Genomic DNA, 12,896 nt, shown 5'->3' with positions numbered 1-12,896 from the left:
CCCCTTATTTGAGATTTATACCCCCTTTGTAAAATAAGGCAAGGGGTAATTTAGTTGCCGGGTATCGTAATACCATAAACCAATTTTAAACCGATTGCTGCACACCGGGTGCAACGCCGTTACGATACCACTTTTAAACCAATTATTTAAACTAAAACAACTTGTATGGTACCAGTTTTACAAAAATTGCCTGTTACACACGGCGCCGCGTTTTTTGCCAAAACATTAAAGTCGCCGCATTTTGATGTGCCCTGGCACCATCATAACGAATTGGAAATTATACTGATACTGGAGGGCGGCGGCAATTGCTTTGTAGGCAATTACGCAGGCAAGTTTACAGCCGGCGATGTGTTTTTAATAGGCGCCAATGTACCCCATACATTTAAAAGACACGATGACAACGGCGCGTCGGGCGCGGTGCTGGTTCAGTTTAAATCGAACTTTTGGGGCGAAGATTTTATAGCCCTCCCCGAATCGGCCGAGATCAAGAACCTGTTTGAACGTGCCAAATGCGGCATCAAGGTAAGCGATACCTGTAAAATGCAGCTTTACAGCATGATAAAAGCGCTTGAACAACAAACCGGCTTCGACCGTATCATCAACCTGTGCTGCTGCCTCAACCTCATCGCGTGCGACAGTGAGCACCAGTTACTCTCCACCATTGATACCAACAACTTTTGCAGCCAGCAGCGCGACAGGCTCGATAAGGTATTTAAATTTACCATTGAAGAATTTACCCGGCCAATAGCCCTGCAAGAAGTGGCGGCTATTGTAAGCATGAGCATACCGGCCTTTTGCGAATACTTTAAAAAGAGCGTTAAAAAGACCTATATCGAATTTTTAAACGAGATAAGGCTAAGCTTCGCCTGCAAGCTACTCATCGAATCGGAACTAAACATTTCTGAAATTTTCTTGAGGTGCGGGTACAATACCCCGGCTAATTTTAACAAACAATTCTTGCGCTATAAGGGCGTATCACCCTCAAACTTCAGGAAAGATTTTATGGTTAGCAGCGGCAATGTACAATTGCGCCGGGCAAGCTAACAGCGGAATTATTCATCATATAAAAAAGAGGCTGTCCTCCTGACGACAGGAGAGCAGCCTCTTTTTACATTATCAGAATTTGACGCGTGTTAAAAAGTATAACCTATAGAAACCAACACGTTTCGCGGAGCACCGGGGAACAGGCGGTTAAAATCGAACCCGCCAACCCAGTAGGTTTTATCCAAAAGGTTATTAACGTTGGCCTGAATTTTAAACTGATCAACTGTGTAATATACCGCGGCATTGCTTACCCAATACGCCGGCAATTGCAGCGCTGTATTATCAGTATTGCGCACGGTTGCATAATTGGCACCAAGCCCAAGCCCGAAGCCGTCGAGCGCGCCGCGTAAAAAGTTATAACGCATCCAAAGGTTACCTTGCGATTTTGGCGCGTTAGGCATAATGGTTCCTACCTCTGTGGCGTCGTCGCTTTCGGTTATTTTGGCTACGTTGTAAGAGAAGTTACCGGTAACGCTAAAGTTTGACAAAATTTTTCCGTAGGCCTCTAATTCAACACCCTTTGCCTGCTGCTGACCAATTTGCCTCAGCAGATCAGGGTTTTCGGCGGCACTGGCATTAACTAATATGTTGTTTTGCACAATGCGGTACAAAGAAGTGGTAACGAAAAGGTTTTTATTAAAAAAGTCCATTTTGGCACCGGCTTCCACCATATTGCTGATCAGCGGATCAAACGGACCACCAAATGTTTCGGGCGCGCCGATAGTACCTGCCGACTGCGGTTGGTAACCTTCTACATAAGTGGCGTAAAAACTTACCGGCTCAATAGGCGTATACACTAAACCAACACGCGGAATAAAGGCTTTTTGCTGCACATTTCTTTGGTTGGGTTTAGTATAATTAAGCTGATCGGTATAATACTCCTGCCTGAAACCCAGCAATAACTGAAGCTGCTTCCATTTCAGTTGCTCCTGTACATATATTCCGTTCACAAAATAACGGCTTGGTGTTTCCTGCTGCGACACGTTGATGTAACGTGATATTTCGGAAATAGAATAATCGGGATTAGCCAGGTCAAAGTAAGGCACATTAGGTACCGGGATACCGTTTTTAAACTGGTAAAGTTCGGGGTGGTTTTTATCGTAACGACTAATAGTACCTGTACCCGCGGCGTTTAAGTAACCACCGGCATTATAACTGGAGTTACCTAACGGAAAACGTTCTGTAATACGATCATACCCAACCAATACCTGGTGCGAAAATTCACCGGTGTTAAACCTGAAATTAAAATACGTACTCAAATTATCCACATAGTTTTTGCGTAACCTTCTGATGGTTTGCATTTCCATTAGCGTTGGTATTTGCGTACCCAGCGAGTCGGTGGCGTAACGGTTTGATGTACGGTGTTCCAGCAAGTCTTCGTCATACATCGATTTTAAATAAGAGGCGTTAAAGCTGATATTCTCTGAAAATTTATGTTGTAAAGAGATGGTTGAAAACAAGTTCAGCTCGTTTTGATAATCGTTTCTGCGGCCAAGCGCAAAGGAGGTTGGTGTAGAATAAAGGTCGGCAGCGCTTGTTCCGCCAAAAATTGGCTGGCCCCGATCTAAACGCCCTTTATTATATTGATAAACCAGATCGAAATTTATTCTTGTTTTATCATTAGGAATAAAAGAGAACGATGGGGCGATAACCATTGCCCAGCCATCTTGCAGCATCCGGAACGATTCGGCATTCTGATAAGCGAGATTAAGGCGGTAAAGCAGCTTTTTGTTATCGGTCATAGGCCCTGTAAAATCAAAACTGGTACGGTAAGTATTAAAACTACCCGTAGTAAAGTTTACCGAACGGCGTGCCACATCCAACGGCTTTTTAGTTATGGTGTTGATGGTACCGCCCGGATCAGTATTAGCAAATAATGCAGAAGCCGGGCCTTTGATCACCTCTATTCGCTCTACATAAGGCAATAAGTTTTGCGACCAGGCCCGGGTTGAAATACGCAGCCCGTTGATGAGTGTGTTACTGGCACGGAAACCCCTCAACACAAAATCGTTATTGTTGTAAGAAGCCTGGTTTACACCGCTTACGTTTTTCACCGCGTCGCTGGTTTTAAAAGCTTGCTGGTCTTCCAGGGTTTCTTTGGTAACATAGCTGATAGTTTGAGGGGTTTCTTTAATAAGCGTAGCCGTTTTGGTACCGCTAAAGGATGTGGTGTTTTTATAACCTCTCTCTTTACGGCCGGTAATTTCAACCAGCTGCAAACCGTATTCCGATCCCTTTAGTTGGATATTCAGCAGCACAAGTTTATCACCTTCAATAGTAACAACCTGTTGTACAGCTTCATATCCTATGTAGTTAAATACAAGGGTGTACTTGCCTGCATCGAGCTTAAGTTCGTATTTGCCGTCAACATCCGCGCTTGTAGCTATTGAGTGGCCTTTTACGGATATGGTTACAGATGGCATTGTTTCTCCGTTTTGCCCGGTTATTGTACCATGTACAGCACCTTTTGATATTTGTTGTGCTTTGAGCAGATGTGTGGATGTAAAAAAGAAAAAAAGAAGTAGAATGTAGCGCATAATGTGGTAGTTAATATGTTCAAAAGCACAAATAAACCACTTTATTCTTACTTAGACTAATTATATATAAAATTCAATGTTTAAACATATGATCAATCTCGTGCTACTGCCCCCGCTAATCATCCAACATTTTATAAAATTTATTACATAAAAAAACGGGCTGCATACCTTTGTATACAGCCCGTTTTTTTATGTAGATATTTTGGTTTAAAGCACTTTAGGTATACTTCTGCCAAATATCAATTTTGGAACAATTTGATATTAAACACCTGGAAGTAACTGCCCGGGTTACCACTGCCCACTATATTGCCCAAAAAGCCAATGGAAACAACCTGTGGCGCGGCAAGTGTAAATGTAAAGCTTCGGGTTTCTTTGGTACTTGGGCCTGTGCTGCCTACGTTAATGCTGTTATACATACCAACATAACCTAAAGCTGTATTCAAATTAGCCAATACCGGCAATCCATCCCCCCCCGCGGCGGCTATACAGTAAACGGATGAGTTATTTTGCACTTCGGAGTAGGCCTCAAACGAAACGATGTATGTTCCGGCCGGAAGAGGTGCCGAGGTAGGCTGATAAATGATACCGTTCACCACAGGGGTATTGCCCCAGGTTTCCCAGTTAATTACGCCGCCTTCGTCTGAACTGTAACCACCGTTTACGCCGCCTTTATTTTTAGCGGCCGCGTTAGTGATCCATGGCGCGGCCAGTGTTCCCCATCTGCCGTCAAAAGTGTTACGCTGAAATGGTTTGCTGGAGTTTGACAGGTAAATGCTGGTAATTTCGGCTTTTACGCTATGGGTTTGAAAGTCAACATAAAATGTATCAATAGCACTTGTATCGGGCCTGAAAGCTGTTTTATAGCTAAAGCCATTACCCACTTTAAAATTAGGCAGTGAGGTACTAAATTCAGTAGCCTTTGATTTTACAATAGTATCATGCGCTATATTTTTGGCATCGTTATAGCGTATTTGTATTGATATTAAACCGGCATTGGCATTTACATCGGCCCAGTTAATCAACGCCGAACCATCGGCTTGCACTTCGGCCTTGGCAACGCCCCGGTTAACTAACGAGTTTTGATACAAAGTACCGTACACGTTACCGGTTGCCGTAACCGGGATAGAAATGTGGCCGTCTTTATCATACGTTCTTATCTCAAAGGTCATGTTGCCTTCGGGCAGATAGGGAATGATCAGTTTAGCAGTATCAACACCGTTGGTTCTGGTTACAGGTATCTCTACCGAATCTTGCTTGCTGCTCCAGTATACCTTATACTTGGTTATCTTCGGGTCGGAAGTGAACAGTCCTTTTAAAAGCACCCTGTTTTTGCCCGAATATATCTTTACCGAATCCATTTTACCGGGATACGTAAGCGGGCCGCCGGCTGCAAACTTATCCTTAAAATCATCTATCTTGGTACAGGCACCTACCACCAGCATTACTAATGCCAGCAGGTAGCAAACTGTTATTTTATATTGTTTCATAATTATACTTAAATAAAACATTTACTATTAACTACTTACCAAACAAGGTAAACTCACTCATACTGATAAAGTAAGAGTTTGACCAGTTGCGCAAATTGCGTATGCGTATATACCTGTAAGCGCTTACCCCTACCGGAAAATCAAACTCCCAGCCATCGCGGGCATAAGTTTGGTCGGCGGCGGTTTCAATGCCCGAAGGTGAGCCTGAAGGTTTTATAATGTTTACAGTCATAATTTTGGTCCATGAGGCATCTAAGGCACCGCTGATGTTAGGACTGTTTGATCCCCATATTTCAAAATCTTTAGGGTTACCACGCACGTAATACACATTACCCAATTCAACAAAAGGATTCATGATAAAGCGACTGAAGGTGCGCTGTTTACCAAGGTCGATAGTTACCATTTGCGGTGTACCTACCCCCTCAACAGTGAACAAAGTGTTCGGCCAGCCCGAGGTATAATCGTTATCATAGATCTTACGCACATCGGTAGTACCGGGATATAGTATAGTAGCATCGCCTGGCAGCGTGTAGGTTGTCCACTCTGATTTGTTAAAACGCTCTTCGTAAAACGGTGTAAGTTTTACAAAAAGAGTATCTGAATGGTTGAGCCAACGGTCGCGCACATAAAAGGCATAGGTACGTTCAACTGATGGTTGCCCGCGCTGTACTTTCTTAATCTCTACGCTGTTACCGTAAATATTATCCATACCGGTTGGCTGCACCAACTGGCCGTTGTTAGCGGTATCAACCATAGGCACAATGCTCAGATCGGCCTTGCTTGGGTTAGCGCAAACCACGTTAAAACCGCCAAAAGTTGGTGTTACCTTTAACGAGCGGAAAGCCAGTATAAATGGCGCCACCAATGGCGTAACCGTAACCGTTACCGGCGCGGACAGCACCTCGCTTGAGTTAACCGCGTATAGTTGCACTTCATGAGCCAACGTATCGGCAAAGCCATCAATGGTTAAGCTGTTGGTATAGTTTGAGGCTATTACCTCACGCTTTTTACCTGGGCCTGTTTCATAAACTGCTTTTACGTATAACAAGTCGGGGTTTGATGGTAATGAGTACGTAAGCGTTGCAGCCCCGTTCTTATTAACCACATCAACATTTGATACCGCCCCCGGCTGGTTCTTATTGGTTATGGTAGGTGTATTTATGCTATCCTGCTTACAGCCCGAGTACATCAACAGGGTTAATGCAGCCAGTACAGGTATATATTTTATTGTTTTCATTTTGCTATATTTTTCGTTAAAACCTCAATTAAGCCGTGTTTTACCAGTTAGGATTTTGTACCAGGTTTTGATTAACAAGCAGATCGCTCTCTCTTATAGGCCACAAATAATCGCGCGGTACTACAAACTGTCTTGAGAATATGCTTATTTCGCGATAGTACAGCTCCGGGGTATCTTCAGATATTGACCAGCCCGTAACGTTAGCGTTCAATTCTTTACCGGCGGTTTTCCAGCGCAGCAAATCCCAAAAACGACCACCTTCAAAACAAAGCTCCAGCGCGCGCTCTCTTTGTATAATGGCACGCATTCCCTCTTTGGTAGTATATTTTGTAGGGCTGGTGCTGTAGGTAGTCCATGCCTCCTGTACTGTTTTTAAACCTGCGCGCTCGCGCACACGGTTAATGTAGGTATACACATCGCCACCCGGGCCTTCGGCTTCGTTAAGCGCTTCGGCGTATAGTAAATATAAATCGGCCAGACGCATTTCGGGCCATGGGTAGTTGGTGTAGGTTACCGATGTCCACTCGAAGTGCCAGTTCAAACACTTTTTCATGTAAAACCCGGCCACAGGCACCGTTGCCGACTGGCTTAACTCGGCACCGCGGGCCATCAGCCAAAAGGTATTTTCATCACTTTTCGATTTGCTGTTTTCCATGTACCATACTCCACGGTCGAAACCAAGGTTGGCATAGTAGCGGTTTTCCCTGTTGAAATTGAGCCTTGCCGTTACCTCGCCCTCCTTGATATTAAAACGATCTTCGGTTTTAGCTGTGCGCAGTTCAGATATGTTGGTAAAGTCAAGCGTTTTATCCTCATCAATAGGTACACCGTTTTCGGTATAGAACATTTTGGCCATTTTAAGGCTTGGCCCCATCAGCGGGCGGTTAGCTGTTTTGGTAGCCGAAAGGTTATCAAAATCATACATACCCGCACACATCGACTGGAAGAAGTTATTGTAATTGATATTGTTGTTCGCTGTAAGGCCCCATATCAACTCTTCATTCCATCTTTCGCTCATCGCGTTTCTGATGCTCATTTGCGTCATGGTGGTATCGCTCAGGTGTATCAGCGGCTCAGGGAACTTGTATAGTTTTATGTTTTGCTCGGCACATAAGTCAATGGCCGCCTTACAAGCATCAGCCGCACGTTTCCATTTTTCGGCACTATAAGTGGTGCTAATGAGTTGCACACCGCTTTTATCTTTAAATGAGCCATAATCAGAGTTACCATTAAACAGCGGGCTGGCAGCCGTAACTAACAGTTTAGCTTTCATAGCCAAGGCGGCAGGCTTGGTGATACGGCCTAATTCGCTGGCTTTGTTTAAAATGGTTAAAGGCAGTTTAGCGGCAGCCTCATCATACAGGTTGGCAATATAATCAACCACCTTATCCACAGGTTCGCGTTTTACCCTTATCTCCTCTATCGGGGCATCAATAGCCAGGTTTTTATCAATAATTGGGATAGGGCCGTAAGCTCTTAACAATACAAAATGATAAAACGCCTTCAAAAACTTCACTTCAGCTATCCACCTGTCGCGGGTATCAATATCCAGATCGGGCACCTTACTTAGGTTACTTACGTTCTCAATAAAAATATTACAATCGCGTATGGCTCTGTAATTAGGGCTGGCATCACGCGTGCCGTTCATAAAGTTAGCTATAGGGTCTGATGCGCTTTGTCCGCCGCGCGGTAACCGTAATACGTTGGTAGAGCGAATGGCGTTTGCCGGATCTTCTACCCAAACCTCATCACCGGCTGTAAGCCCCACATTGTAGGTAGGATCGGTATTGGTAGGCAGGTAAGAGTAGCAGGTATACAGGTATTTTTCGGCTTCTGACTTTGATACGAAAGCGTTATCAATGGTTGATACGTTATCGGGCACTACATCTAAAAACGACTTTTTACACGAAGAAGCCGGAATTATTATGCAAACAAACAGCGCGTACGCCAGCCATTTGCTTTTGCCGCTTACCTGCTGTAAACGGCCGGATATTTTGTTATTACTAAAATTCTTTTTCATAAAACTATCTTAAAAAAGTTTACAATTCCACCCTTAAACCAAGGTTAAACACCTTTTGAATTGGGTAGCCCAAGCCGGATCCACCCATTTCAGGGTCCCATAATTTGAAACTTGTGAGCGACAGGAGATTTAAACCGTTAACATACAAGCGGCCATTACCGATGTGTATTTTCTTAGCCAGCGATTGCGGGAAATTGTAACCCAGCTCGGCTGATTTCAACCTTAAGAATGAGCCGTTACGCATCCACCAGCTGGAAGTTTGCACGTTGTTACCTTGTATGGTATTGCTTAACCTTGGCCAAAAAGCATAAGAGTCGCGGTTTTCTTCAGACCAATGACTATCGGCGATAGCCTGCAACAAACCGTTCTGGTAACCGCCGTTCAGGTAAAAAGGTGTTATGTTAGATGGGTTGATAAAAAATGCCGACCGTGCCGAGCCCTGGAAGAATGCGCTGATATCGAAGTTTTTATAACCTACCGAAAAGCCGAAACCGAAGATCATTTCTGGCACTACCGGATAACCAATAGGCACAATATCCGAAGAGGTTACTTTACCATCACCGTTCATATCGCGGTATTTGATATCACCGGCCTTGTATTCGCCAAAATCCTGGAAGGGTGAGTTGGCCACATCTTTATCGTCAATAAATAAGCGTTCGGCAATAAGGCCGTAAACCTGGTTAGTTGAATAACCCACTCGCGAAAGGTATTTTAAGTTATCGCTGTACTCGGGCTCTTCGTTTTTAACCACCTTGTTAACCGCGTAAGTGAACGTACCGCGCGATTGAATCCAGAATGAATTGCTGAAATTCTTTTTATAATCCATAGCCACATCAATACCCTTACTGAATACCTTACCGGCATTGGCAGATATGTTGGCCTGTAAACCCATTGATGTAGGTATAGTACTGCGCACCATTAAAATGTTATCGCGGTGTTGCTGGTAAGCATCAAGCGTTAAGGTAAAATTCTGCATAACGGTTAGGTCCATACCCAGGTTAAGCTGCTTTGATTCTTCCCAGGTAATATTCGGGTTTGCATAACGGCTGATAGCCACTCCCGGACGATTAGTACCGAAGTTGGTACCAAACGAACCGCTGTTACCGTTGTTAAGGCTAACTTCCGATAGATAGAAGAACCTGTCTACCGATGAACCGATCTGATCGTTACCCACCAAACCGTAGGTTGCCCTTAACTTTAACTGATCGATAGTGTTGCGCAGCCCAGCGAAGAATTTTTCGTTAGATACGATCCAGCCAGCACCTACCGACGGGAAGAAACCAAAGCGGTGATTGTTCGCAAAACGCTCTGATCCATTATAACCGAAGTTGAACTCGACAAGGTAACGGGTATCATAACCATAAGTAAAACGGCCTGATACACCCTGGTTGCGCGATGGCAATGATAGTTGTAAAGTTGGCGCGTTACCTGTATTGAACTGGCGCATGGTACCAATTAACATCGCGCCAATGCTGTGCTTCTCGTTAAATACGCGCGAGTAATTAACTGCCGCCTCAATGTAAGAGATGGCGTTAACACCAGTAGCTGCCGGGTTTTGATTATAGGTAAGATACTCTGTAGGCGCAGGCAAAGGGTTACCAATAGAACCATCGTTAAGCAGGGTTAAACCTGCGAACTGACCATCTACTATATTTGAACTGTAGTAGTACGGACTGTATTGGCGGGTTACAAAAAAGTTGGCAAAACGGGTAGTATAAGCCATTACCCTCGCTGACAAGCCTTTGGTAAATGAATCTAAATTTTGATTAATGTTTAACTGTGCCGTTAAAGTACTGGTGGTAGAAGTTTGAAAACCTGATAAAGACTGCGCGTAAGGGTTATTATATATCGCGCTACCGCCTTTAACAATTGGGGCATTACCAAACAACGGGTGGTTTACGTAAGGCAACAAGCTTGATGGGTAAATAGCCGGAAATGCTACCGGGTTACTGTACAAGGCATTGTTAAAAACTGCCGCGCCGCCGCCTACCGGTCCGCTATAACTATCAAATTGCCCTTTAAGGCTCACCAGCACCTCGGTAGTTTTGGTTAGGTTTAGTGTAGTGTTTGATAAAAGGGAGTACGAGCTCAATTTGATGTTATTGCTAAAATCGTTCAGCTTGTTATCGGTTAAAATACCATTATCAATATTGTAGGTCATGGCCAGGTAGTACTTGGCTTTTTCGCTGCCACCACTCGCGTTCACGTTGATACGCTGATTATTGGTACGCTTTTTAATCAACAGATCAATCCAGTTGTTATTAGGATACAACAGCGGATCATCGCCGGCGGCGGTGTGATCAATTTTATTTTGCGAATAAGGCAAATTAGCCAGCGGCGTTCTGGTAAGCACGCCCTCATTAGCGAGCGTCATGTAGGTAATGTTATCGGCAAGGGCTATGTTCTTGGTGTTTTGTGAAACAGAATTTTCAACACGAACGTTGAATTTCACCTTACCCTGATCACCTTTTTTGGTAACCACCAGTATTACGCCGTTAGCACCACGCGCGCCGTATAGTGACGAAGCCGTAGCATCTTTAAGTACCGAAAAACCGGCTATATCATCGGGCTGTAAGCGAGACAGATCATAAGTAGTTGATTCGATACCATCTATCAGTATCAATGGATCAACCTTACCGGCACCGAATGTACCTACCCCCCTGATAAAGAACTGCGCGTTATCGGCACCCGGCTCGCCGCTGCGCTGATAAGCCACCATACCCGGAATTGCACCCGCCAGCATAGTAGTTAAGTTGCTTGAAGGCCCCTTTAATATTTTAGGGTTAATGGTAGTGATCGAACTTACCAAACTGGCCTTCTTTTGCGTACCATAAGCCACAACCGCTACCTCGTTCAGCGAGTTTTCGCTTTCCACAAGGATGATATCAACAACGTAGGTACCGTTGCTTAGCTGTGTATAATCTTTAAGGTTTATTTTTTGCGTGGTATACCCTACCGATGTAAATGTTAACAGACTGGTTTTAGATATATCTATTTTGTATTTACCGTTAACATCGGTAGTGCGGCCGTTGGTTGTGCCCTCCACCATTACTGATACGCCCGGCAGCGGACCGGTTTTATCTTTTACTAAACCTTCAACATGCACGGTTTGCGCCATTGCCGCCGAACTGAGCATGATCAAAACCGTTGCCGGCAGTACTTTTAAAGTATAAATTAATGCTTTGTATAATTTTTCCATATAATGTCTCTCTTAAAAATTTTGTGATTCGGAATGGTCATTTCTTTGAATGCCGTACGCTACGCCTATGCTCTCCGTTTTTCTGCCATAATCAGGATAGTTTATTTTAATAATTAGTGTTAATACAACGCTTATTTTAATATACAAGCAATAACATGCTAAAACGCAAGCCATTAAAAGCATGGTTGATTTGTTAAAAGAGAGTCGCCACAATCAATAAACCTGTAAAGTTTATAGTGGTGATGCTTTAATAGCCAAACAATGAATTAATAGTGTGCGTTCAACAATTATTTATATTATTACTTGGCTAAAAACCAACTAAATAAAAAAATATTGCCTGCTTAGTATTTGATATATGATTTATAATAATACAATGTTAAGGGTTTTAAAAACCTTATAAAACAACTATTTTATGGTATTCTAATACTATATTTAGGTAAATAGCAGGTAATATGATTTAGCAAAAGGAATCAGTGGAGGATTGAATAGAAATCCATTAAGTGTTTTTTAAACAATAATAAAATATGTAATATGATTTTTATTATTGCGAGGCACGAAGCAATTCTCTAAACTCACAGAGCGGCTCTGCCACTCGGGGATTGCTTCACTACGTTCGCAATGACGATCTTTGAGGGGAGCTATCCGTCAGCAAAGAGCTTCGGGCGAAAACGGGCACAACTTTGGTGGCCAATGAGCGCAAAGGCGGGCATAGCGAACTTGTTGCATGTGAGGAGGAAATGAGCGGAGGGGCAAAAGTTCCAGCCCTAAGTTCTGCACGTTTGCATGGCAATGGCCCTGTGCAGCAAAGAAGCCTTTTGCTGGACAAGGGTTTTGTTACTTTTACCCTCAAAAGTAATGGGGCCCTGCGCCCAAGAGCAGGCTAACGTTAATTACAGCACAAGCTTCAGTCTAAGTAGAGATTGCTCGTACTTTACAGCAATGACAACGATAATAGCAAATGAGCTAAAACGCGAGGAGATTGCTTCGTACCTCGCAATGGCAAGTATATAATATTTAATTAACAGGCATCAAGCATCTGCCGGATCAGCCTTAGTAGCGATCTTGCGCCAGATGGAGTAGCCGCCGTAAACGAACATCGCCCCGATAAATACATATACCCAAACAGACAGGTTACGACCGGCGATAATTAGGTAAAGATAAGGCAGGCTGAAACTTACCGAAGCTATGATGAGTTGTGTGGAGAATGGCTTTTTGGCTCTTAAATTTTTCAGTGCCCAGCCCAAAAAGAATACCAAAGATACCTTGCTTACCAGGTATAGGCAGCCAAGCAATAATGGATCAACCTGGTGCTTTTCGCCCAGACTAACCACAAAGTCTTTAAATAATTTCAGGTATTCTTCCATTGAGTTAC

General features: G+C 43.7%; 7 protein-coding genes. 1 reads left to right on the top strand and 6 read right to left on the bottom strand.

The annotated features are described in order from the left end of the window. The first annotated feature begins 165 nt into the window (after positions 1-165). Complete coding sequence (locus AC07NA_RS04540) at positions 166-1,044, top strand: AraC family transcriptional regulator (RefSeq protein WP_494896045.1); 879 nt, start codon at positions 166-168, stop codon at positions 1,042-1,044. Positions 1,045-1,133: 89 nt separating this feature from the next. Here the strand turns inward: AC07NA_RS04540 and AC07NA_RS04535 are convergent, their stop codons facing one another. The 6 genes from AC07NA_RS04535 to AC07NA_RS04510 form a co-directional block, all read right to left on the bottom strand. Further along, a complete protein-coding gene (locus AC07NA_RS04535; protein ID WP_494896043.1) occupies positions 1,134-3,581 on the bottom strand; it encodes a TonB-dependent siderophore receptor in 2,448 nt (815 codons plus the stop codon). A 239-nt stretch (positions 3,582-3,820) separates the two neighbouring features. Beyond that, positions 3,821-5,068 (bottom strand): DUF4998 domain-containing protein, encoded by a 1,248-nt coding sequence (locus tag AC07NA_RS04530; protein ID WP_494896041.1) that lies wholly within the window; start codon positions 5,066-5,068, stop codon positions 3,821-3,823. 31 nt (positions 5,069-5,099) lie between these two features. Then, a complete protein-coding gene (locus AC07NA_RS04525; RefSeq protein WP_494896039.1) occupies positions 5,100-6,305 on the bottom strand; it encodes a DUF5000 domain-containing lipoprotein in 1,206 nt (401 codons plus the stop codon). Between the two features lie 40 nt (positions 6,306-6,345). After that, positions 6,346-8,325, bottom strand: a complete 1,980-nt coding sequence (locus tag AC07NA_RS04520) for a RagB/SusD family nutrient uptake outer membrane protein (RefSeq protein WP_494896037.1) — start codon at positions 8,323-8,325, stop codon at positions 6,346-6,348. Positions 8,326-8,344: 19 nt separating this feature from the next. Next, positions 8,345-11,524 carry a SusC/RagA family TonB-linked outer membrane protein gene (locus AC07NA_RS04515; protein ID WP_494896035.1) on the bottom strand — a complete coding sequence of 1,060 codons (3,180 nt, stop codon included), beginning with the start codon at positions 11,522-11,524 and terminating at the stop codon, positions 8,345-8,347. Between the two features lie 1,028 nt (positions 11,525-12,552). Continuing rightward, complete coding sequence (locus tag AC07NA_RS04510) at positions 12,553-12,888, bottom strand: hypothetical protein (RefSeq protein WP_494896034.1); 336 nt, start codon at positions 12,886-12,888, stop codon at positions 12,553-12,555. Positions 12,889-12,896 lie beyond the last annotated feature (8 nt).

The sequence above is a fragment of the Mucilaginibacter sp. GW821-FHT07G05 genome (genome assembly GCF_059418565.1).
Note: the sequence above shows the minus strand (reverse complement) of the source record. Positions and strands in the feature narration are given on the sequence as shown.